The organism is Pantoea sp. sgz302252, from assembly GCF_047713085.1.
Classification (GTDB): domain Bacteria; phylum Pseudomonadota; class Gammaproteobacteria; order Enterobacterales; family Enterobacteriaceae; genus Scandinavium.
Genome location: NZ_JBLFJW010000014.1, coordinates 21,170 through 43,649 on the forward strand (window position 1 = coordinate 21,170; position 22,480 = coordinate 43,649).

Genomic DNA, 22,480 nt, shown 5'->3' on the forward strand with positions numbered 1-22,480 from the left:
CAACTATATTAAAACAACGTTCCATTATATTTTTGAGCTGGCGCGTATCTGGCTCAAAAACTTCCCGCGCAGATTCGCAAAATGCCACGAGTTGAACATAAAGTTCTCACCCTCAGCGCCGATAACCCAATGACGAGTTCCGAGAGATTCCCCTATTAACAGGACAGCTGAGATGAAGTTAAAGCAGGTTATCCAGCGGCTAAGCCTTCCCGATGCAGGCATTGAAAGCCTTCAGGAGCGACGCTATTGGCTGGAGTGTGAGCGTGCTTATACTTACCAGCCCATCTACAAAATCGATGGTCGCCTGATGGCGGTTGAAGTACTGACTGTCGTGACGCACCCGGAGCATCCGGGCCAGCGCATTGCCCCGGATCGCTACTTCGCTGAAGTGGCCGTGCGCCAGCGTATCGACATCGTCAAAGAGCAACTGGCGGTGCTGACCGCAAAGCAGGATTTTTTCAGCCACAACGGCATTCTGGCTTCGGTCAATGTGGATGGCCCAACGCTGCTGGCGATGCGTCAGGACCCGTCGTTGATAGCGCAAATCGAAAACACGCCGTGGCTGCGTTTCGAACTGGTGGAGCACATTCGCCTGCCGCAGGATTCATCGTTCGCCGCCATCTGTGAATTTGGCCCGCTGTGGCTGGATGACTTCGGCACTGGAATGGCTAACTTTTCGGCGCTCAGCGAAGTGCGTTATGACTACATCAAAGTCGCCCGCGACCTGTTTATCATGCTGCGTAAAACCCCGGAAGGGCGCAATTTATTCGAGCTGCTTATCCAGCTGATGAACCGTTATTGCCAGGGCGTGATTGTGGAAGGGATTGAAACGCTGGAAGAGTGGCGTGATGTTCAGCAATCCCCGGCTCATGCGGCGCAAGGTTACTTTTTATCCCGTCCGGTGCCGATTGCCACCCTTGAAGAAGTGATGCTTAATCTGGCCTGATCTGCCGTTTTTCTGTCAGCCTCAACTATATTCATGAAAGGTGAGGCAAAACAGGAGTGCTCTCGGCATGTCAAAAACCACCAAAACGCTAGCCATCATTTTTGCGACGTTCGTGCTGCTCATCGTCCTGCTTATCATCATTATCGCGACCTTTGACTGGAACCGTCTGAAGCCAACCATCAACCAGAAAGTGTCTGCGGAGCTCAACCGTCCGTTCGCGATCCGTGGCGATTTGGGGATTGTCTGGGAGCGTCAGCCAACGGAAACCGGCTGGCGAAGCTGGGTGCCATGGCCGCATGTCCATGCCGACGACATTATTCTTGGCAACCCGCCAGACATTCCCGAAATCACCATGGTGCATTTACCGCGTGTAGAAGCGACGCTCGCGCCGCTGTCTTTGCTGACCAAAACGGTGTACCTGCCGTGGATCAAACTGGTCCAGCCGGATGCACGGATCATTCGCCTGTCGGAAAAAACCAACAACTGGACGTTCAAATTAGCCTCTGACACGGGTAATCAGAAAGACGTGCAGCCCTCTTCATGGTCATTTCGCCTGGACAATATTCTCTTCGATCGTGGACGTATCAAAGTCGATGACAAAGTGACGAAGGCTGACATTGAGATCTTCGTCGATCCGCTGGGTAAACCGCTGCCATTCAGTGAAGTGACGGGCGATAAAGGCAAAAACAGTGGCCCGAAACCGGGTGACTACGTCTTTGGCCTGAAAGCTGACGGGCGCTACAACGGCCAGGCGTTAACCGGCACCGGTAAAATTGGCGGCATGCTGGCGTTGCGCAGCGAAGGCACGCCTTTCCCGGTACAGGCTGATTTCCATTCTGCAAATACCCGTGTGGCGTTTAGCGGCACGGTGAATGACCCGATGAAAATGGGCGGTGTCGATTTACGCCTCAAGTTCTCGGGCGACTCGCTAGGACAGCTTTACGATCTCACGGGCATTGTGCTGCCGGACACGCCGCCGTTTGAAACGGACGGCCATTTGGTAGCGAAAATCGATACCGATAAAGGCTCGGTTTTTGATTATCGCGACTTCAACGGGCGCATTGGCGATAGCGATATCCACGGTACGCTGAAATACAGCATGAGCAAACCCCGTCCGAAGCTGGAAGGCGATATGGAGTCGAAGCAACTGCGGCTGGCGGATTTAGGCCCGCTGATTGGCGTGGATTCCGGTAAAGGCACCAAATCTGCCGAAGTGAAAAAGGATGCCCAGCCTGCCGGCAAAGTGCTGCCCTACGATCGCTTTGAGACCGATAAATGGGACGTGATGGACGCCGATGTGCGCTTTAAAGGGCAGCATATCGAGCATGGCAGCACGCTGCCGCTGAGTAATCTCTCCACGCATGTGATCCTTGAGCGCGGCGACCTGCGCCTGCAGCCGCTGAAGTTTGGCATGGCGAACGGCACCATCAGCGCCACAATCCACCTGGCGGGTAACAAAAAACCAATGCAGGGCGAGGCCAATATTCAGGCCAGACGGCTGCGGCTGAAAGAGTTAATGCCCAATGTTGAGCTGATGCAGAAAACGTTGGGTGAAATGAATGGCGATGCTCAATTGCGCGGGACAGGTAACTCCGTGGCAGCGTTGCTGGGCTCAAGCGACGGCAATCTCAAGCTGCTGATGAATGACGGCGTGGTAAGCCGCAACCTGATGGAAATCCTCGGCCTGAATGTCGGCAACTTTATCGTCGGGCAAATCTTTGGCGATGACGAAGTGCGGGTGAACTGCGCGGCGGCCAACGTTGATATCCGCAACGGCGTGGCACGGCCACAAATCCTGGCGTTCGATACCGAGAATGCGCTGATTAACGTGACGGGGACGGCGAGCTTTGCCTCGGAGCAGCTGGATTTGACGATTGATCCGGAGAGCAAAGGCATTCGTATTATTACCCTGCGTTCCCCGCTGTATGTCCGCGGCACGTTCAAAAATCCGGATTACGGCGTGAAACCTGGCCCACTGATTGTACGTGGCGCGGTGGCGGCAGCGCTGGCGACACTGGTGACACCCGCCGCAGCGTTGCTGGCACTGATTTCACCGTCAGAGGGTGATGCCAATCAGTGCCATGTGATTTTGTCGCAGATGCGGAAATAGGGCTGCCCGGCGGCACTGCGTTTGCGCGGGCCTACGAGGGGTTGTAGGCCGGATAAGCGGCAGCGCCATCCGGCACGCAAGAGCTTAAAGCGACTGATGTTTCGTCTCATGCGTCAGCACCAACGCAATCAGCGTCAGTGCCGCCATTGACGCCAGGTAGTAACCGACATACGCCAAACCATAAGCGCCTGTCAGCCATGCCGCGATATACGGTGCAACAGATGCACCGAGAATCGACGACACGTTATAAGAGAACGAGGCACCGGTGTAGCGAACTTCTGTCGGGAACAGTTCTGGCAGCAGGGCGCCCATCGGGCCGAAGGTCAGGCCCATCAGGCTCAGGCCCAGCAGCAAATACGCCATAATCAGGGCCGGGTTGCCTGACCCCAGCAGCGGCTGGAACACGAACAGGCCAAACAGGATGATAAGCGTAGTAATGGTGATCATGCTCTTACGGCGCCCAAAACGGTCAGCCAGCAGGCCTGCAATCGGTACCATCACCCCAAAGCCAATCACCGCCATCATCAGCATCCACAGCACTTCATTGCGTGGCAGACCCAGACCGTGCGGCACGGCAGCAGTGCTGTAGGTCATCGAGTAAACGGTCATGATGTAGAACAGCGTATAGGTCGCCAGCATGATGAAGGTGCCCAGGATAGTCACACGCAGATGCTTGCTGAGCAGCGTGCCCATCGGCACTTTGACCTGTTTTTTCGCCGCGGCAACTTTGGCGAAGACCGGCGTTTCATGCAGAGAAACACGCACGTACAGGCCGATAATGACCAGCACGGCAGAGAAGATAAACGGCACGCGCCAGCCCCAGCTCATGAACTGCTCGTCGGTCAACAGCCGCGAGAGCAGCAGGAAGGTGCCGTTGGCAAAGAAGAAGCCAATCGGTGCGCCGAGCTGCGGGAATGAACCGTAAAGTGCACGCTTTTTTGCCGGCGCATTTTCTGTCGCCAGCAACGCCGCGCCACCCCATTCACCGCCCAGACCGAGACCCTGACCAAAGCGCGCCAGCGCCAGCAGCAGCGGAGCCAGAATGCCAATGGTTTCGTAGCCCGGCAGCAGGCCAATCACCACGGTGGAAATGCCCATGGTCAGCAGGGATGCCACCAACGTGACTTTGCGGCCAACACGATCGCCGAAGTGACCAAACAGCGCAGAACCAATGGGGCGCGCGACAAACGCGATGGCGAAAGTCGCCAGCGATTGCAGCGTTGCAGCAGCAGGATCACCCTGCGGGAAAAAGATGTGCGGGAAGACGATAACCGCGGCGGTGGCGTAAATATAGAAATCGAAAAACTCGATGGCGGTGCCAATCAGCGAGGCGACGATGACCTTATTACGTGAGTTTACCGGGGTGATGTCCTGATTGGTATCGAGTGTTGTGGCAGCAGTTTGCATATGATTTTCTTATTTTTTGGCGAACGAAGGGCCATATTACGCACAGCAAAAGCCCTATTTCAATGTGTAACAAAGGCAGGGAATGGGCGAAAAAAAGACAAAAAGTGAATAATTTTCAGGCCGGGAAATTTGCAACCATGAAATGCTTCACATAAATGAATAATTAGCGAATAAAACCAGTTTTTGGTTAAATAAAAGTTACCATCTGGATTTATCTGCTGAGGATATGCGCCGGGCTGAGATTTCACCCCGGCGAGAGGATTAGCGGTGCGTTTTGCCCGGCATTCTCGGGTCGTCTTTGTACTCTGCCGTGGCTATCCATGCGGCGCAGAACAGGGTCAGGCGCGCGAAGAAGTAGAAGAAAGCCATCAGGCCAAGTACCGAACCGAAAGCCGCGCCTGAAGGTGATTTCACCAGCGCAGGCAGTGTCCAGGTCATAATGATTTTGATGACTTCAAAGCCCATCGCCGCGATAAACGTGCCGCGGATTAACGCTTTTTTCCGTGGACGATGGCGAGGAAGACGCCAGAAAATCCAGAAGAAAAGCAGGTAGTTGGCGAAGATGGAAATCGCCAGGCCGATCACTCGCCACGCGGGTTTCAACCACTCGACAGAATCCAGATACAGCGCCGAGATGATCATCTGCTGCGCGGAACCGGCAACCGACGTAATAGACAGCGTGACAATCAAGGCCACCAACAGGCCAATCAGCGAAACGAAATCGCGGAAATACTTAACCCAAATTTTCTCCTGATCCTGCGGCGTGCGTTCCCAGACATCGCGAGATTGCGCACGAATGGCTTCGCGTAAATTCCCCATCCAGTTGATGCCGGAATATAGCGCGACCAGCAACCCAACAATCCCGACGGTGGTACGCTGCTGCACGGCGGTGTTGATGGTGCTTTTCAGCGTGGCCGCAAGCGTGGGGTCGCTGACGTTAATCAGGATCTTGTCGAAAATGTCCTGCAACAGCGTCGGGTGCGAGGCAAGAATAAAGCCCCCGGCGGCGAAAGCGACCATCAGAATGGGGATCATCGACAGAAACGAAAAATAGGTGATCGCTGCGCCAAACTGATTCCCCATTCTGTCGTTGAAGCGTTCAGCGGCACGGATCAAATGGGCAATAAATGGCTGGCGCTGAACCTTCTGCGCGGTTCCCGTGGCTTTGGTCAGCGCACCTGTCGCACGCTGTTTAATCCCCGAAGTGGCTTGCTCCCCGGTCTCCATTTTCCTGACGGGATCGTAGTCCAGATCCTGAGTAGGGCGTTTTGCGTCGTTATCCGGCGTCATCAGGGTGTTATTCCTTTTTATAAAACATAACGGAAATTATAGCCGATGAGACGTCCAAAATTGGCAAAACCTCAGGACAATCAATCTACATAGCTTTTTAAAATTTCCGTTAACCACTCCATAAACAGGTGAACGCGGCGGGAAAGGTTACGGCGATGCGGATAAATCAGCGAGACCGGCATCGGTTCTGCGCGGTATTGCGGCAGGATTTCGACCAGCTTTCCGCTGCGTAGCGCTTCCTTCACCCCCACGCGCGGTACCTGAATAATCCCTAGTCCGGCAAGGCAAGCGGCATGATAAGTTTCAGTGCTGTTGACCGTCAGCGTCCCCCCGGTTTTCAGCCAGTGGGTCTGGTTATCCATGCTCAACTCAAACCCTTGTGGGCGGACTCCGAGGTTTACCGCGTAATGAATTAGCGCATGGCTGGCGAGATCGTCGAGCGTTTCCGGGTAGCCAAAACGCTCCAGATAATCAGGGCTGGCGCAGTTCACCACTGTAAGTTTACCGACCGGACGAGCCACTAATCCGGAATCTTTCAGCGTGCCAACACGCACCACGCAGTCAAAACCTTCGCGAATCACATCGACCAGCCGATCGCTGCTGCTGAGTTCCAGTTCGATGCCCGGGTACTGCTGAAGAAACGCAGGCAGTTTGGGGATGACTAAATTTCGAGCAACGCCAACCGGCATATCCACCCTCAGGCGGCCGCTGATGCTGGTGGGATCGTGCTGAAACATGCCGTCCAGCTCATCCAGATTGCTGAGCAAATCCTTCGCTCGTTCGTAATAGACCATGCCGTCCTGAGTCAGCTGAACCCGGCGGGTAGTGCGGTGCAAAAGGCGGGCGCCCAGCAGATTTTCCAGCGCCTGGATTTGGCGAGATACGCTACCTTTAGGAAGGCCCAGCGTGTCGGCGGCGCGGGAAAAACTCTCCAGTTCGGCCACGCGAAGGAACAATTGCATTGCGTGAATTTTATCCATAGCTAACGCCTTTTGTTGTTCTCATTGAAACAATAAAACGTAGTTTGCACTCTTTATTGATTTTATAGCACCTAATAAGCTCTGTCTCACTGTTCACAAAGCGGAAACGAGGTGGGTTATGACTCAACGTATTGCTTTAATCACTGGCGGCAGCCGTGGCCTGGGTAAAAACGCGGCGCTGAAGCTGGCGGCGAAAGGAATTCATATACTGCTGACCTACAACAGCAACCAGCAGGAAGCGCAAAAAGTGGTGCACGACATTGAGCAACTTGGCGTGAAAGCCGTGGCATTGCAATTGAATGTCGGGGAAATATCAGGTTTCGAGCGATTCGCAACGGAAGTGCAGCAACAGTTGAAACATGTCTGGCAGCGTGACACGTTTGATTATTTAGTGAACAACGCGGGAATTGGTCTGTACGGCGCATTTGCTGACACCTCTGAGGCGATCTTTGACGAGCTGATGAACATCCATTTCAAAGGCCCGTTTTTCCTGACCCAGCGTCTGCTGCCGCTGATTCAGGACGGCGGACGCATCCTGAATGTGTCTACCGGTCTGGCGCGTTTTGCTCTGCCAGGGTTCGCGGCTTACGCCTCGATGAAAGGCGCAATGGAAGTGCTGACGCGTTATCAGGCCAAAGAGTTGGGCGAGCGGAAAATTTCGGTGAACATCATTGCGCCGGGTGCGATTGAAACCGACTTCGGCGGTGGACGTGTGCGCGATAACGCTGAGATGAATAAGCATATTGCTGCACAGACGGCGCTGGGTCGCGTTGGCCTGCCGGACGATATCGGCAGTGCGATTGCAGCGTTGCTCAGCGATGAGCTCGGCTGGATGAATGCGCAGCGTGTTGAGGTTTCAGGCGGGATGTTCCTGTAATTTGACCCTCACCCCGGCCCTCTCCCTAAAAGGGAGAGGGAGAAAACCAGCCCGCTCAGTATTGTCCCCTCGCCCCTTTGGGGCCAGGGTGAGGGGAACACAAAATCGCTCCGCAACAACCCCAACAACCAGTCGTTATGCCATTTCCCGCCAGGCTGATACTTTCCCCTCAGCTCGCCTTCGAGCACAAATCCGTTTTTCCAGCAGGCGGTGTGAGATTTATCATCGTAATTACTCCGGGTAATTTTGTCGGTTTATAGACGGATTAGCTCAGAAGCGGATGCGCTAAGCTACTTTGTAACTGTCTAAAAATAAAAATAAAACCCTGTATTTTATCAGGGGAAATACTCTGCCTTGCGATAAGGAAAACGGATGCACATAGCATCGCACTACTCCGGTGACCAGTTTGAACACTGCCTTGGCGTGGTTCGCCAGGCGGCCACAGAAATTCTGTCGTTGCTGAACGTTCACACCTCTGAAGCGAAAGATCCTCGCTGGTTTCTGGAGCAACTGGAGCAGGCACGTTTGAATCTGGGCGGCTGGGCGGCAGTGGCTCGCAAGCTCAATCTTAATGATGCTGAACTGAGTGATTTCACCGTGCAGTTACGCCACTTGCAGCAAGTCGTGCCGGTGTATGAGCGTGGCCAGGCGGTCAGCGAAAATCAGCTCATTGCGGCTTTGCGCTTTGTGGCGGTGCTGGAAGCCGTGCGGGAAAAGCAGCCGCTGCTGAAGTTTGCCTCCATTGCGGGTGATGACAGTAATGCGCGTCAGGAGCAGGCTCAGCGGCAAATGCGTGCGCTGACGTTAACGCTTAAGGCCTTGATTTCGCAAGCGTGGCCGGATTCCACCAAACTCAATAACCACCTTAAATTACAGTTTGGCGCGGATAGCGTAAGGCGCTGGCTGGCGAACAGCGATGCGGGTGATATTTTGTCCGGCATGCTGTTCAGCGATCTGGCTTCGCTGGTGGTCGATAAAAAAGCGTTTGCTCGTCACTACTCCCCTTTATTCAACTCAGCGTCAGCGCTGACTTTTCTTGCTGAACAGCGTGTCACGCTGCATGCGTTTCTTGAGGATTGCCGGGGGATGCGCAACGCCATGGTGGCGCGGCGTCCGCTCACGACCACTGAAATCGCGCTACTGGATAATTTTACCCATCAGATAGCAGGCCCGGTGCAGCGAGCATTTGAACAAGGGCGAACCCGGGTGAATCCGGCGGCATTTATGGCGGTGGACAGCAACGAGCTGCACCATTTCTGGGAAGATGCACGGACGAAAGACAGGGCGCTGGGCGGCGATCATCTCCCTGTGCGTGACAACATCGAGCCGCCGAAGAAGCAGGAGAAGCGCACGCCGGAAGATCGCGAACAGCTCATCTCCACCATCTTGTGGGGAACCGTGGGCGTTGTGGTGCTGGTGATGGCCTTTGCTTCGCTGTGGCTGTTCAGCAACACCACGCCCGCAGAATCGGCCAGTCAGCCCGAGACTCAGGCGCTAATTGATGCGCCGGAGCGCGAAATCCCTTCGCCGCGCGAAAAGCTGGCAAACATGGGCATTAGCTGGGATGTGAACAGTCTGCGCGCGGCTATCGATCGTAATGATACCCGCGTCACAACGCTCTTTTTACAGGGCGGGATGACCTGGCAACTGGCGTGGACAGAGCAGGCGCACTCCTTCCGCTACGACGAAGTGCTCGAACTGCTGCTGCGTTATCGCCTGCAAATGGATGAGCCCAAGCCGTGCCGTCGCTTTATGACCACGTTGGGGCACGCCATGGCGAACGGGGAGTCACTGACCTCGGTGCGAAAATCTTACCTGCAAGCGTTTTGCACCACCCCAGCAGTGGTGGAGCGCCAGCGCTATAACGTTTCGCAGGCCAAATTACGCGCGGACGCTTCGCCGGATGTGCAGAATAAAAAATGGCTGACAATTCAGTCAGCCATTTACGATGCGATTCGCTAAGTTAGTCTGGCTCGCCGTACAGCCCCATCAGGCGGCGTACCACGCCGTTAGTCCAGCCGAAACCGTCCTGTAACGGATATTCACCGCCGCCCCCTTGTCGGGGCGTGCTGGAACCGATGTGATACTTCTCAATCAGCTTGTGATGTTTCTGGTAAACGTGGTTGACGGTCTTCAGCCAGCTACGGGCAATCTCATTGCCCAGCGCGTCGTTGCCATACAGCTTGAAACCCTGGATCGCCATCCACTGTAGCGGCGCCCAGCCGTTAGGGAAATCCCATTGCTCACCACTGTCGTACTCTGTCGACAAAATACCGCCGGGCGTCAGCAAGCGCGTTCTGACCGCGGTGTCCAGCTTATCGGCCTGTTCATGCGTCGCCATGCCGACATAAAGCGGCGCCATGCTGGCAGCAGAAAAGAGCCCCAGCGCTTCGCGTCGCCAGTCGTAATCGCGGTAACAGCCCTGTTCGTCATCCCACAAATAACGGTTCACGGCGGCGCGGCGTTCACTGGCCTTATGACGAAAGTCGGCTTCGGTTTCTTTATCACCCTTCAGACCAGAAAGATTGGCGATGGTATTTTCCAGTTTGAACAAAAAGGCGTTCAAATCGATCGGCACAAACTGTGTCGTGCGAATACTGGCCAGGCGGGTAGTGTCCCGCAGCCAGCGTGAGGAATAATCCCAGCCGGATTCCGCCCCGGCTCGCAGGTCGCGATAAACTTCATTGGGCGGTCGTCCTGAATGGCGAGCCGTTTCCACGTCTTCCAGCCACGACTCATCCCGCGGCGTATCACGGTCATCCCAATAGCGGTTCAGCAGCGAGCCATCGGGCAGGCGAACCACGTGGCGATACGCCTGATTAGGCAGCAGCGTACCTGAGCCGTCCATCCAGAAGTCATATTCCAGCTTCAGATGGTCAAGATAGCGCTTCGCACCGCGCACCCCGTCTTCCTCAAACAGCTCAACCATCAGGGCGAAAACCGGCGGCTGGGAGCGGCTCAGATAATAGGTGCGGTTGCCGTTGGGAATATGGCCGTAGCGCTCAATCATCCACGCGAAATTATCCGCCATGCACTTGAGCAAATCTTCTCGCCCGCTTTCTTTCAGACCGAGCATAGTGAAGTAGGAATCCCAGTAATAAGTCTCGGTGAAACGCCCGCCCGGCACGATATATGCCTGCGGCAGCGCCAGCAGCGAAGACCAGGGAATATGATCCTGCGGTTCACGCGTCAGGATCGGCCACAGATTTTCGATGTGCTCTTTGAGCGTGTTCTCGGGGTCAGAGACATATTCGTTGGCGTGACTTTCCGGCAGCCAGAAATGTTCTTCAACAAACGCCCGCAGATTAAAACCGGGCTGGCGTTTCTGCTGGCGAAAACGAATCAGAATATCCAGCGGGTCCATTCTTGGCGCGCAGTCGGGGAAGGTCTTGCTGTCGGCAAAAATGCGTGCTGCCTGAACACGTTCAAAAAGTTCCAGATAGCGGTCAGCAGGGGTGAGGGCATCCGAGGCGGGCATCCCCTCGATCATTTCCGGTTCCGGCTCAACCTCAGTCATGGCATCCAGTTTTAGCTCGCACGGATCCGTCTGGTAGCAAAGCTCAGCGGCCAGCGCTTGCACTTCGTCGGTGTCCGGGTTACGTAATTTCTGGTTGAGCATAGCGGTAATCACCTCCGGATAGCGTCAGTACAACATGCCGGGTTCCTCCGGCGCTCTACTAAGCTTAGACATTCGCTTCGATCGGTGGGGCATAAAACGTGCACTTCGTCACAAAAATGTGCGAAGTCTTTCGGCGATATTGCGGCCTAATGCGATGTATTCACGGAAAATTCGCTGAAAAAGCCGCGAACCGGCACGCCTTCACTTTCGGAGCTTTCACTTTGCAACCGAATGTGAATCTCGCTATGGTTTGTGCCCGGTTTACCCCCGCTCACTTTATCTCTCTTTTTATCAGGAAGGTCAGTATTGAAAGGGCTTGTACTCTCTGTGCTGATGGCGTCTGCGCTTGTCTGTGGCTGCTCAGGCACGCTATCACAAATGAATATGCCTTCCAGTGAAGTGAAGCAGGTGGCGCAAAATGGTCGCGCGCTTTCTGTCAACGAACTGGTGACGGAGTACATGCAGAGCAAACAGGTCTCGGGCATGGTGGTGGCCGTGATCCACGAAGACGGCCCGGCGCAGTTTTATTGCTATGGCGTGACCGACGAACAGCATCGCTATCCCATTACGCCTGACACACTTTTCGCGCTGGGCTCGCTGAGCAAAGGGATGACGGCGGAAGTGACCACGCTGCTGGTCAATGAAGGGCGTTTGCACTGGGATGACACGCTGGAAACGCTGTTGCCACCGGGCACGCCGCTCAGTGACGACGCGCGTAACATCTCGCTTCTGCAACTGGTGACGCACACTTCCGGCTTGCCGCGCCAGCCGATGAGTTTATTGTCGCTTGAGCATTTGCTGCGCTATTTGAGCGACGGCGAAAACTTCTATCACGAACTCGACAGCGACAGTGTGTTGAGCTATCTGAGCAGCTTTAACGCGCCGCTCAGCCGTGAACCCCGCTACTCGAATATCGGTTATGCCATTCTGGGCTACGTGCTGAAAGTTCAGACCGGACAATCGATTGAAACGCTGGCCGGGCAGCGCATTTTCCAGCCGCTGAAGATGCGAAATTCCAGTTTCACACCTGAAACGCTGCGCAGCTATCCCTTACGTGCATTAGGGCATGCTGGCGATCAGCCAAAATTTATCGCTCGCGGTTCTTTAACGCCGGACTGGCAGTTCAGCAATAACATGATTGGCGCGGCGAGTCTCTACAGTGATGCGCGCGATTTGATTGAATACGCCAGGGCTCATTTCAGCGACACGGGAAATACCGTGCTGAATAAAGCCTTCCGTGACGTCAGTGCTGATTATTTCCCGCGTGAGAAAGAAGCCGCCAATATTGCATGGATTACCGACACCTACGGCGATCAGCAAATTACTTATCAGGTGGGATATATCGGCGGATATTCCAGCTATATCGGTTTTGATAAAGCCAATAAAAGCGCGGTGGTGGTTTTGCAGAATAGCTTTAACTGGAGCAATTATATCGGGCACGCGCTTTTAAAACGTAACGTGCCCGAATAATCACCTTACCACTTCTCGTCGCGTGCGTCCTGACGGCCATCGCGGCGGTTTTCACGCTTGTCCTGGCGGCAAGAGGCGTTACTCTTATCGTCCGCTTTGACGCAGTCACGCTTCTCTTCACGGCCCTCCTGGCGGGAGTCCTGACGGATGTCGCGGGCGCCCTGGCGAGCGTCGCTACGATTGGTCGCGTGAGCCGAAAGGGTCACCATCGGCAGCAACATTGCTGCCGTCATTATTGAAAGTATCCATTTTTTCATGAAATCAAAACCTTAAATAAGATAAACCCAAATGGGGGAATGAGAACCGGGAAATATTCTCAACCAGTCATTCTGGCAGCATAGTACAAATTGTGCGGAAATGAGGAATAAGGCGGAGGTTGTGGGTCCAGGAAAAGATCAATCCGGCAGGAAAAGCCCCGTCGTAACGGGGCCTTAGGGATTAACGCATGGTGACAATTTACTACCACACCATAAAAATGCAGAAAATCAGGGAAATGCCATCAGTGCTGGGTTATGCCGTTGCTGAAGAGGCAGGATCACGGCATTACCGGACATCAACGTTACCGCTGTCAGGAATGTCGCCGAACTTTCCCGCTTGAGTATGAATACCGGGCTTGCCAGCATGGCATGAAAGAGCAGGTTGTTGACCTTGCGATGAACAATGCCGGTATTCGTGACACAGTGCGAAGCTAGCTCTCTGGGAGCTGCTGAGGTTAATTCCTCAGTAAATTTTTATCATCAAACATTTCATCATTTGTAAGATATAAAAAACGGCTATTTAATGCCTCTCGTTTGAGTGATAAAGACATTAACACTTCTGACGGTAATGGTTGATGGCGATCCCGTAATGTCTGTACGTCATTAAGCTGAAACTCAAAAAATTTTTTCTGGCCATCCAACGTTTGCTGCATTTGATAAACGTTGGTTTTCAGTTCGGAAATAGTCAGGTAAGGCTTGCGCTTTTGTTCTGCGTCCAACAATCGCTGCTCAAGGGTATTGAGTTGTTGATTGAGTCGTTCGTAAGTTTTGTTTGCCGGGAACATATTGCTCTCTTCCAGCAGGTTTTGTTTCCAGTGTGCAAAAAGCGGGTTTCCCGGCCAGATCCGGTTTGAAAAATTCAACGCGACAGGATCATGAATTCCTTGAATTATTCCTACAATGCTTAGGGCCATCAAGGCGCCAGCCATTCCCCACAATCCTTTAACCCGCCAGCGGGTGCGAGCAGGAGGAAGGGGTAAAGAGAAAAGCAGCGCAGAGGCATCCGTTGAAGGCCTGGATGTGTGAGCAGGCGAAAGGGCTTGTTGCTCAATCGCTTTAATGTGGGTCGATAGCCAGGCAGACATCTGCTGGAATGCCGCAAGCTTTGTAGACTGTAATGCTGCGGCATGTCCCTGAAGCAGCGTCATGGCGTTGAATAGTTGTTGCAGGATAAGCGTGTTATCCACCGGCATGGGCAAGGCAAAGATCAGTGGCTGGAGGTGAATACAATAACCCTCCAGGATCTGGCGGCGCAGATCCATCGCCGCAATCGGTGGCCAGCAAGGAGGCTGCTGTTTAGCAAAGCCATTTGCCAATAGCAGTGATGCATTGGCAATGCCTTTCCAGCCATTGCGCTGGCAGGCAATCAGACAGTACCACACGCCACTTTGCAGATCGTAGCCATATTGCTGAAACAGCCCAAGGCACTGCTTTTCTCTTTCCAGCCACCAGCCCGAGTTATTGGCATAGGTCTGCCAGTGATGCATATCGTTGCTGAACTGCAAAAAAGCCTGATGTCCGCGCGGGTCGTGGCAGTTGATCTTCAGCGTTTGTGAATGAGAGGTCGTCAGTGTGGAACTCATACTTTCCCCTTTTCGGTACGCAAAATCAGTGCATTTTTGCTGACATCGATTTTTAATGCCCCGGCCACTTCGCTCTGTAATACCCGCGCCGCGAGTTGTGGCAACAGATGCTGGTTCAGAACCTGATCGATATCCCGTGCGCCACTCTGTTTGACCTGGCAATGCTCTCCCACCCAGTTCACCATTCGCTTACTGAATGTTGGCAGGATCTTGCTCTCGCTTGCTTGCTGATAACGCAGACAAAGCCGATGGAGCTTTAACTCAATGATCTGCGCCAGCGTCTCTGGCTGTAGCGGCAGATAAGGAATGAGCGTCATGCGGCCCATCAGTGCAGGGCTAAATACCCGTTCGAACTCTGGACGGATCAGGTTACATAGCGCTTCCGGGTTGCTTTCCCCTGCTTCAACGGCAGTGATCAGCGACGCGCTGGCCAGGTTAGATGTCATAATAATCAAACTGTTGCGGAAGTTTATGGACTGGCCTTCCGCATCCTCAATCGTGCCCTTATCGAAAATCTGATAAAACAATTCCATGACATCCGGATGGGCTTTCTCCACTTCATCCAGCAGCACGACGCTGTACGGATTACGCCGCACGGCTTCGGTCAGAATGCCGCCCTGGCCATATCCCACATATCCCGGAGGGGAACCTTTCAGCCCTGAAACCGAATGTGCTTCCTGGTATTCCGACATATTGATGGTCAGGAGGCTCTGTTCGCCGCCGAACAACAGTTCCGCCAGCGCCAGTGAGGTTTCTGTTTTTCCGGTGCCCGATGGCCCGGCCAGCAGATACACGCCGGTCGGTTTGAGCGGATCGCCCATGCCAGCCCGGCTTATACGAATTTGCTGTGTAATTTGTTCCAGCGCGTGAGGCTGTCCGATAATTCTTCCGGCCAGCCGCTCAAATAGCGTATCGAGCTGCTGATGTTCTTTCTCCAGCATTCGGCCTAGTGGGATACCCGTCCAGTCTGATACGACATCCGCTACGCAGGTTGCATCCACGCATTCAAACACCATCGCGTGTTGCTGATGGCAAGCCGCCAGCGCTTCACGACCGCGGGCAATCTCGTTGGCATCCTTACTTTGCAGAAGCTGTTGAACCAGCGAATGCTGCCGTTGCCACTCCTCCATTAGCGTATCAAGGGTGGCTTGCAGTGAGGTGGCCTGCTGGGCCAGATTTTGTTGCAATTCCGGGGCAGAACCCTCGAGTTTGAGCGCTTCACTTTCGCTGTAAATAGCCCGTAATTGCACGGCTATGGCTTCAACTTCTTTTGGCTCGTGGGTCTGAGATACGGCGACACGCGCACAGGCAGTATCCAACAAGCTCACGGATTTATCCGGCAACTGACGACCAGCGATGTAGCGACTGGACAGGTTCACGGCGGCATGGATAGCGCTTTCCAGCACAGGAATACCGTGGTGGCGCGACATTGCTGGCGCCATCGCGCGCAGCATGGTCGTCGCCCTTTCGATATCCGGTTCCGCCACTTTGATGACCTGAAAACGTCGGGTCAGTGCGGCATCTTTCTCGAAGTATTTCTTATACTCAGCCCAGGTGGTTGCAGCGATAACGCGCAGTTCGCCTCGCGCCAGCGCGGGTTTCAGTAGGTTGGCGGCATCGTTTTGCCCTGCTTGCCCGCCTGCGCCAATCATCGTATGCGCTTCATCAATAAACAGGATGATGGGTTGCGGCGCACTGGCCACCTCCTTGAGCAAGGATTGTAAGCGATTCTCGAATTCACCTTTGACGCTGGCCCCGGCTTGTAGCAGCCCCAAATCCAGCGTCAGCACCTCCATGGATTTCAACATGCGTGGCACCGTCCCTGCCGCAATGCGCAGTGCCAGTCCTTCGGCGAGCGCCGTCTTGCCCACTCCGGGTTCGCCCGTCAGGATGGGGTTATTCTGCCGACGACGTAGCAGGATATCGACCATCTGGCGGATCTCCGCCTCACGCCCTAGCACCGGGTCCAGCTCGCCGCAACGCGCCAGTTCGCTCAAATTGCGGGTATATTTTGCAAGCGTTGTACCGAGGGTTTGCGGTTCGTGAGTCGCCGTGGAAGACGTTGGCTCGCCGCTGTGTAGCATCTGTCGTGCCAGCAGGCGATTGCAGCGCAGCGCTTGTTGCACGCGTGGGGCAAAGAGGGGATCTGCGTTGTCGTCAAACAGGCCGATCATCAACGCAGCCGGACTCAGTTGCTGTTGCCCGGGCTGAACGCTTGCCAGCAGCCAACTGTTCACCAGCCATTGCACCAATTCAGTGGCAAACACCGGTGTTGATGCATTTCCAACATTGGCCTGATCCAGCGTTTTTTTCAGGGCATTAAACAGTTCGCTGACCGGCAATCCCGCCTGCAATCCCAGCGACTCCAGCATCGAACTTTCCTGACGTACAATCGCCAGCAACAGGTGTTCTGCCGTGACGTCAGTATGGTGCAGTGAGGCCGCATGGCTGACGGCAGTATCCAGAACGGCGCGACCTTCAGCGTTGAGTTTGCTGATGACGGATTTTAAATGGCGATTCATCGTAGTGTTTCCTTACTAAGTCACTGGCATTGCGCGATATCGTCAGGCAACGCTGAAATCGGGGTGAGAGGCGAGGATTCATCGCGATCGTCAAGACTGGCAATGCGATCATTTAGATCCTTAATATTGTCGTTGAGAGTGCTCCAGGTCTGCCACGCAGCTTCTGTTTCCTGGGTGTCGGATACGGTGAATCGCACCAGAATCTGCTTGATTCCCAACTGTTGCAGCAGACCGCTGCTGTCATCAAAATCGCTGCTGTCGAATAAGGCTTCGCCGTCGGTGAAGCGGTTGATAAACCGCGGCCAGGCGTCGTCACCATTAAGCTGATATTGGGCAGTAAAATCCGGGAAAATAACACTCAGCGTTAAGCCGGAGCACTGCCCTGGCTGCCAGTTGAAATCATGCTTTTCGGCGAAATTCATACTGCTCAGTTGCTGATCGCCCTTCTGGCAATTCAAGGTCAACTGCGTACCCGTGGGGATCACCTGTGCGCCACCGGGCACGGTTGCAGGCTGGCTCGCGATGCTGATTTTCCAGTTTTGCTTTGCCAGCTCGTTTTGCTGGCTCACCAGGGCATCCACTTTCGCTTTCAAAGCGGCCCGCTGGTCGTTTTGTCGAGTGGATGCGCGTTGCGGCACGTCCTGCATCATGTCGGGTGAAAACGCTTGCCGGGTGAGGCGAATAAATTCTGCCGTCAGCGGTACTTTTATTCCGGCATACTCCGCCACATCAGGGCCACTGCTATTGGTCGTTAACAATGCTTTCGCTGGCCCTTGCAAAAATGTGCTGACCAGCTGTTGGGCCAGCGCCTGCTGTTCGTCATAGGTGCGGTGGTCGCTGTCTTTATCGAGCGGCCAAATGACGGTGCTTTTCCATTGATTGTTGAGCCAGCAGGCGCTTTGAGCGACCGCGTTACCTAACAGGCGGCGGGCATCGTCCTGGTACAACCGCCAGACAGCGCTGATACTCGCGTCATTATTTTGCGCCGAAAGGCTTTCTTGTAACGTCGCGAGAGCAGGAAGGAGTTCCATCAGCGGATTATGCTTGCCGTTGTTCTGGAGGGGGCTGAATAGCCCACTCGTTAATTGGGCGCTGGGCTTGCCTTGAGCAACCGCTTCGCTGACCCCACTACTGCGCGCGTTTTGCCATAGACGCCATATCTGGTCTGCGCGCGGTGCAGTATCGGTGCGCGATTCAGACGATGCGCCCCGCAGCCAGCCAGAGAGTGACTGGCGTACGCGATCATCTATGCGGTTGGCACGGTTTAGCAGCGCGGAGGCATGACTATTCGCCGCCAGGTGCTGTAACTGCCGCAGCGTGGCGAGCCACGGCTGGGCGTCGCCGGCTGGAATATCATGGAGTTCGCGCAAGGTGAGAGCGGCAAACTGCATCGCCGGGCTTTGGTTCTGCCCGAGGGCGATAAGCTGCCCTGGTGGCATCATGGCCGGAGCGACGGAGGAGAGGCTGGCGGTTACGTCTATGAGATACTGCTGCCAGGCATTCTGGCGCAGGGCTGGCTCATGGGCGCGCATCTGTTGAAATAATGGCTGAGGATGCTGGGTCGCGCGTTCAATTTGCGCCATCCAGTCGTTGAGGGCTGTTTCTCCTGTGGAAGTCCAAATGCCCGGCAACTCAACGCTTTCCGGTAGTGATGGCCAGAACGTGGTCGCCTGAAGCGCAGGTAACGCAGCCGCAGGTGCGACCAGCCAGTTGAGGGCCGGATCGTGATTCACCAGCGTCGTCAGTAATCGCCGGGCAGTCTGCAGCCAGCGTTCCCCGTCGGCACGCTGCATGTAATAGCGTTCCTGTGCCATTACCGCGAGAGGTGACAGTGGGCCGGAATAGGTTCGTTGTTGAAGCGCGCTGGCAACGGGCGCCTGCTGGCTGAGTGTTTCCAGAGACGCACCATCACGCATCTGTTGCCAGGTCAGCACGGCCTGGGTCAATTGCAAAATGAGTTCACGTTGCTGTGCCGGCGCGGCCGCCAGAACCTTTTGCTGAAAATCTATCAGCGCAATCTGTGCCAGGCGTGGCGTGGAGGGAACGCGAGCCAGCTGTGATTCAGCGTACTGGTGCTGCTGCCCAAGCAACGGCTGAAAGGGGAGATAGCGTAATGACACTTTCGGAAATTGTTCATCTTTAGCAAGAAAGGCGGCCAGGGCATCAGGCGATAGCCGCGCAATTTCCGGCTGCAGGCGGTTGAAACTCAGGCTTGCGCTTATCAGTATCCACAGCGCACACACGACCAGGGCGACGGTACAGGTCGTTTTCCCTCGAGGCCGTTGATACCAACGCTGAGTGCTCCAGCGTAAACTCAGATCGCGCAAGCGTTCAGTCAGCAGATCGTGAACGAAAACGCTGACCCGCCGCCCGCGATTCTCCTCCTGTAGCTCAGCGGCACTGAACCATATGCTGTTGAGACAAGTGTGGCTGAAATAGGCATTAGGTTCACACAGTGAAGCCAGGGCATAGCGCAACCCTGGCTCCAGGCTCGCAAAAGCCTCAGGGAAATCCAGTAGCGTGGCTTTCTCTTTAATGTTGAGCGTTTCTGGGAATGTCATGCTCATACGCACGCGCGACATTCCCTCTTTCAGGGCGGTGAACAGCGGCCGCAATGCGAGTTCATCCTGGCCGTCAATATGCGGTGCCATGTGCCAGCTGTAGCCTAATGGCTGCTGGCGCTGGGCGGCAGACAGTTGCCGGGACCACAGGCTAAAACCGGGAAAGTCATCGCATTGTGTGACCATCACATACAGCGGTAAACGTTCACCAAAGCGGCGCATCAGGGGTTCAATCAGCGCCCGCTGCTGTCGGGCAAGAGCGTGCAATGCGTTGAGATCGCCGCTCATCAGCGCCCGCATTGGCAGGGTGACGATAACCCCAGCAGGAGCAGGCATACGTGCACACCACTGGGCTAACTTTCCCCATGCCTGGCGAAAAGAAGCCGAGCCGTTCAGGAAATTGCTGGAGAGATCGAGCACACAGAGCTGGCGGAAAAACCACCAGCGTAGTGTCCGCGTCGGCCCGGCTACTGCATCATCGTTATCACCATAAAAGCGGGGTTGCCCGGCGCTGGCCAGTAAAGTGCTTTTACCGCAGCGTTCGCCCACCAGCAAATACCAGGGAAGTTGCGCCCGCTGGCGACGAATACGTTTGATAATACTCGCGCCGGCCTTCCAGTGACTCAGCAAGACATATTCCCGGCGCGACAGGCGGTATTTTTCAAACCAGTGGCGGCCTTGCTTTCCTTTGATAGCCCGGGTGATAGCATAAAGCGCGCCCCACAGGAGCACCGCCATCACGAGCATCAGCAGCCAGAACAGCAGAATGCCAGGCGTGCTCCAGTTTTGCCACAGACCCAGCGTGAAGCAAAACATCAGCGACAACGATAGCACCAGCAGCCAGCCGGTAAAATAGGCTAATTTTTTAAACATCATGCTCAGGACACATAGTAATAAAGAAGGAAAAACAGGATTACGTACAGCGACGCGACACTGGCAGCCATCGTCAACAGCGGACGTAAACGTTGCGATATCGTGCCCGTAGGAACGACCGGGCCCGGCACCAGCTCGGCGTCGTTCGGCCATGTCTGCCACGCCTCTGGTAGGCACAAGCTGCGTTGCTCGGCAATGAGGGACTGAAGTGCTGGCCGGATGTCAGCGGTGCTGTACTGACCGTGAAAACCCTGTTGCAGGCAGAACAGGAACACTTCCCTTGCCTGTTCATGGGCCAGATCCAATTGAGCCAACAGAGTGAAAAATCGCTCCCCGGCAACGGTAAGATCCAGGTATTTGCGCTGTAGCAGTTCGCTTTGCCAGCGCTGGCTCCACGGTAACGTCGAGCGCAGCACGGTTTCGTCCAGCCAGGCGATGACCGCCACGCGCGCCGCCATTTTTTCGTCTTCACACCTATCCAGCCTGTCGGCGTCATGAATGGCCTGTTCAAGCAGGCCGATACAACGCTGACGGCACTCGGCATAATCAGTGAACGCTTCCGGTTCCCCGATCATTCGCAGCACCTGTTTAAATACCGGCAAATAACAATCAAGAAGCGATATCATTCAGCCCCCATGAAAATCACCTGCACCTGTAAATCGGTGGGTGCATCATCCCAGTAGAAAGCCATGTTTTGCTGTTGCTCGACGCTTTTCCACAAACTGTTTTGCTGGTTAAGCAGGAAGTAAAAGGCATCTTTGCGGTGCGGAACGCCACGCGGTGTTGGGGTGATCCAGGTTGCAGCGATCCCTGGCAACGCATGCTGGATAAGGGTGATAATGGACGATTCGGGAGCGATTTTGAAACCTGTGCTGTCGATATGTTCGAGAGCCGCCAGGGTTTCCGAACGCAGCATCAGAAAGACCGAGCCGGTCTTTTTCCAGGGGAGCGACTGCAAATCGCCGCGGAATACCCGGTGGTCATCAGCAATAAGCGTCACCCAGGTGTTATCCTCGAGTGTCAGATTATTCAATAAGGCGACAATCATCTTTCTGGCGCTGGCAAAGCAGGCGAAAAGGTTGAAATGATCGTAGGGCAACAGCGACTCCTCTCCTGTCCATTCACCGTTAAACGAACACTGTTCGCTGAAACTTGAAAGCTCGCCGATGAGCTGCGCCAACAGGCCATAGAGTGGCCAGGGGTGCATCGTCGGTGTGCGGCAATAGTGATAAATCAGCGGTAGTGCGCGGTTCAACGAACGCATCGCCAACAATTGGGTCATATCGCTGCGGCTGGCGTCTTTGAGTGGGTCGGGGCGTTTGTATTCCGCCAGTTGATGCGCCCGATTGGCCAACTCCGCGTACAACCCGTCAAGCAATGTTTTCAGCATGGGAGAACCGTTCAGCGTCACCAGGGGGGGGCAAAAACTCGCATCGCTCACGACCCGATCGTTTTCGTAGCGCAGCCGCAGCAGGGGTAGAAACTCGCAGTCCACTACCGCCTGTTTTTCCTCATCACTGAGAATTTGTATGTTGTAGAGAATGCGCGAAACGCTACATTCCGGGCCGCTGAAATAAACATCTTTCATCACCCCTTCCTCATGGGGCTTTAGCCAGCGGCTGTTGGGGGAATCGCCGACATTGGCATGCCCTGGGTCGAAACGACGCAGCGCCAGCCACAGCATGAAAGGTTTTTCGAGCTGCTTCCAGGAATCACGAAACTGGCGCGGTTGTACTGCACAGTTACCGGGGTATTCCAGGTAGTCACCCGATGGCAAAATTGCCTGCAAGCGCTCAATTTTGAGGGTGAAATCAACCAGTGTTTCCGGGTTGAAATCGCAGAGGATCATGCCGACATTCCACGGTTGTGCCAGCTGACGTTGCCGGGAAAGCATGTAGTTATGGTACAGGTCGACAGACTGCAGATGCTGCGGCTGGAGATAGACGCCCGAGTACCAGTAAATTTGTTGCAGTTCGGGATACATA

At 54.8% G+C, this 22,480-nt stretch carries 15 protein-coding genes and 1 pseudogene; 6 read left to right on the plus strand and 10 right to left on the minus strand.

Annotated features, from left to right (window positions below):
* Positions 1–172: 172 nt before the first annotated feature.
* Together pdeH and ACLW56_RS12400 are read left to right on the plus strand one after the other, a co-directional pair.
* On the plus strand, positions 173–946 hold the full coding sequence (pdeH, locus tag ACLW56_RS12395) for a cyclic-guanylate-specific phosphodiesterase (RefSeq protein WP_330984075.1): 774 nt from the start codon (positions 173–175) through the stop codon (positions 944–946).
* 67 nt (positions 947–1,013) lie between these two features.
* Positions 1,014–3,056, plus strand: a complete 2,043-nt coding sequence (locus tag ACLW56_RS12400) for an AsmA family protein (RefSeq protein ID WP_330984076.1) — start codon at positions 1,014–1,016, stop codon at positions 3,054–3,056.
* A gap of 84 nt (positions 3,057–3,140) precedes the next feature.
* Here the strand turns inward: ACLW56_RS12400 and ACLW56_RS12405 are convergent, their stop codons facing one another.
* The 3 genes from ACLW56_RS12405 to ACLW56_RS12415 form a co-directional block, all read right to left on the minus strand.
* The gene (locus tag ACLW56_RS12405) at positions 3,141–4,463 is read right to left on the minus strand and encodes an MFS transporter (protein ID WP_330984077.1); all 1,323 of its coding nucleotides are present in this window, start codon (positions 4,461–4,463) and stop codon (positions 3,141–3,143) included.
* 261 nt (positions 4,464–4,724) lie between these two features.
* A complete protein-coding gene (yhjD, locus tag ACLW56_RS12410; protein ID WP_330984078.1) occupies positions 4,725–5,753 on the minus strand; it encodes an inner membrane protein YhjD in 1,029 nt (342 codons plus the stop codon).
* 80 nt (positions 5,754–5,833) lie between these two features.
* On the minus strand, positions 5,834–6,733 hold the full coding sequence (locus ACLW56_RS12415) for a LysR family transcriptional regulator (RefSeq protein ID WP_330984079.1): 900 nt from the start codon (positions 6,731–6,733) through the stop codon (positions 5,834–5,836).
* A 118-nt stretch (positions 6,734–6,851) separates the two neighbouring features.
* Between ACLW56_RS12415 and ACLW56_RS12420 the strand changes: the two genes are divergently transcribed.
* Together ACLW56_RS12420 and ACLW56_RS12425 are read left to right on the plus strand one after the other, a co-directional pair.
* A complete protein-coding gene (locus tag ACLW56_RS12420) occupies positions 6,852–7,610 on the plus strand; it encodes an SDR family NAD(P)-dependent oxidoreductase (protein ID WP_330984080.1) in 759 nt (252 codons plus the stop codon).
* A 372-nt stretch (positions 7,611–7,982) separates the two neighbouring features.
* Positions 7,983–9,572 carry an STY4199 family HEPN domain-containing protein gene (locus tag ACLW56_RS12425; protein ID WP_330984081.1) on the plus strand — a complete coding sequence of 530 codons (1,590 nt, stop codon included), beginning with the start codon at positions 7,983–7,985 and terminating at the stop codon, positions 9,570–9,572.
* Between the two features lies 1 nt (position 9,573).
* On the opposite strand, the gene ACLW56_RS12430 is transcribed toward ACLW56_RS12425, so the two are convergent.
* Positions 9,574–11,229 carry an alpha,alpha-trehalase gene (locus ACLW56_RS12430; protein ID WP_330984082.1) on the minus strand — a complete coding sequence of 552 codons (1,656 nt, stop codon included), beginning with the start codon at positions 11,227–11,229 and terminating at the stop codon, positions 9,574–9,576.
* Positions 11,230–11,607: 378 nt separating this feature from the next.
* Here ACLW56_RS12430 and ACLW56_RS12435 point away from each other — a divergent pair, with 378 nt between their 5' ends.
* The gene (locus ACLW56_RS12435) at positions 11,608–12,699 is read left to right on the plus strand and encodes a serine hydrolase domain-containing protein (RefSeq protein ID WP_330984166.1); all 1,092 of its coding nucleotides are present in this window, start codon (positions 11,608–11,610) and stop codon (positions 12,697–12,699) included.
* A gap of 5 nt (positions 12,700–12,704) precedes the next feature.
* Here ACLW56_RS12435 and ACLW56_RS12440 read toward each other — a convergent pair whose 3' ends face one another.
* Positions 12,705–12,956, minus strand: a complete 252-nt coding sequence (locus ACLW56_RS12440) for a hypothetical protein (RefSeq protein WP_330984083.1) — start codon at positions 12,954–12,956, stop codon at positions 12,705–12,707.
* Between the two features lie 282 nt (positions 12,957–13,238).
* Here ACLW56_RS12440 and ACLW56_RS12445 point away from each other — a divergent pair.
* Positions 13,239–13,388 (plus strand): annotated as a pseudogene (locus tag ACLW56_RS12445) (IS1-like element transposase); the annotation flags it as partial.
* Positions 13,389–13,411: 23 nt separating this feature from the next.
* Here ACLW56_RS12445 and ACLW56_RS12450 read toward each other — a convergent pair.
* The 5 genes from ACLW56_RS12450 to tssK are packed head-to-tail and all read right to left on the minus strand — an operon-like array spanning position 13,412 to position 22,479.
* Positions 13,412–14,539 (minus strand): VasL domain-containing protein, encoded by a 1,128-nt coding sequence (locus ACLW56_RS12450; RefSeq protein ID WP_330984084.1) that lies wholly within the window; start codon positions 14,537–14,539, stop codon positions 13,412–13,414.
* On the minus strand, positions 14,536–17,061 hold the full coding sequence (tssH, locus tag ACLW56_RS12455) for a type VI secretion system ATPase TssH (protein ID WP_330984085.1): 2,526 nt from the start codon (positions 17,059–17,061) through the stop codon (positions 14,536–14,538). Before tssH ends, ACLW56_RS12450 begins: the two co-directional genes overlap by 4 nt.
* Before the next feature lie 20 nt (positions 17,062–17,081).
* Positions 17,082–20,495 carry a type VI secretion protein IcmF/TssM N-terminal domain-containing protein gene (locus ACLW56_RS12460; protein WP_330984086.1) on the minus strand — a complete coding sequence of 1,138 codons (3,414 nt, stop codon included), beginning with the start codon at positions 20,493–20,495 and terminating at the stop codon, positions 17,082–17,084.
* 5 nt (positions 20,496–20,500) lie between these two features.
* Positions 20,501–21,121, minus strand: coding sequence for a DotU family type IV/VI secretion system protein (locus ACLW56_RS12465; RefSeq protein WP_330984087.1), 621 nt, complete (start codon positions 21,119–21,121; stop codon positions 20,501–20,503).
* A complete protein-coding gene (gene tssK / locus ACLW56_RS12470; RefSeq protein WP_330984088.1) occupies positions 21,118–22,479 on the minus strand; it encodes a type VI secretion system baseplate subunit TssK in 1,362 nt (453 codons plus the stop codon). The genes ACLW56_RS12465 and tssK overlap by 4 nt, the downstream gene beginning before the upstream one ends.
* Position 22,480: the final 1 nt, after the last annotated feature.

Excerpts from the sequence above, each read along its gene's own strand:
- ACLW56_RS12465 (WP_330984087.1), bottom strand. The coding sequence starts at position 21,121 with ATGATATCGCTTCTTGATTGTTATTTGCCGGTATTTAAACAGGTGCTG.
- yhjD (WP_330984078.1), bottom strand. The coding sequence starts at position 5,753 with ATGACGCCGGATAACGACGCAAAACGCCCTACTCAGGATCTGGACTAC.
- tssH (WP_330984085.1), bottom strand. The coding sequence starts at position 17,061 with ATGAATCGCCATTTAAAATCCGTCATCAGCAAACTCAACGCTGAAGGT.
- ACLW56_RS12415 (WP_330984079.1), bottom strand. The coding sequence starts at position 6,733 with ATGGATAAAATTCACGCAATGCAATTGTTCCTTCGCGTGGCCGAACTG.
- pdeH (WP_330984075.1), top strand. The coding sequence starts at position 173 with ATGAAGTTAAAGCAGGTTATCCAGCGGCTAAGCCTTCCCGATGCAGGC.
- ACLW56_RS12400 (WP_330984076.1), top strand. The coding sequence starts at position 1,014 with ATGTCAAAAACCACCAAAACGCTAGCCATCATTTTTGCGACGTTCGTG.
- ACLW56_RS12425 (WP_330984081.1), top strand. The coding sequence starts at position 7,983 with ATGCACATAGCATCGCACTACTCCGGTGACCAGTTTGAACACTGCCTT.
- tssK (WP_330984088.1), bottom strand. The coding sequence starts at position 22,479 with ATGTATCCCGAACTGCAACAAATTTACTGGTACTCGGGCGTCTATCTC.
- ACLW56_RS12430 (WP_330984082.1), bottom strand. The coding sequence starts at position 11,229 with ATGCTCAACCAGAAATTACGTAACCCGGACACCGACGAAGTGCAAGCG.
- ACLW56_RS12440 (WP_330984083.1), bottom strand. The coding sequence starts at position 12,956 with ATGAAAAAATGGATACTTTCAATAATGACGGCAGCAATGTTGCTGCCG.
- ACLW56_RS12420 (WP_330984080.1), top strand. The coding sequence starts at position 6,852 with ATGACTCAACGTATTGCTTTAATCACTGGCGGCAGCCGTGGCCTGGGT.
- ACLW56_RS12405 (WP_330984077.1), bottom strand. The coding sequence starts at position 4,463 with ATGCAAACTGCTGCCACAACACTCGATACCAATCAGGACATCACCCCG.
- ACLW56_RS12460 (WP_330984086.1), bottom strand. The coding sequence starts at position 20,495 with ATGTTTAAAAAATTAGCCTATTTTACCGGCTGGCTGCTGGTGCTATCG.
- ACLW56_RS12450 (WP_330984084.1), bottom strand. The coding sequence starts at position 14,539 with ATGAGTTCCACACTGACGACCTCTCATTCACAAACGCTGAAGATCAAC.
- ACLW56_RS12435 (WP_330984166.1), top strand. The coding sequence starts at position 11,608 with ATGAATATGCCTTCCAGTGAAGTGAAGCAGGTGGCGCAAAATGGTCGC.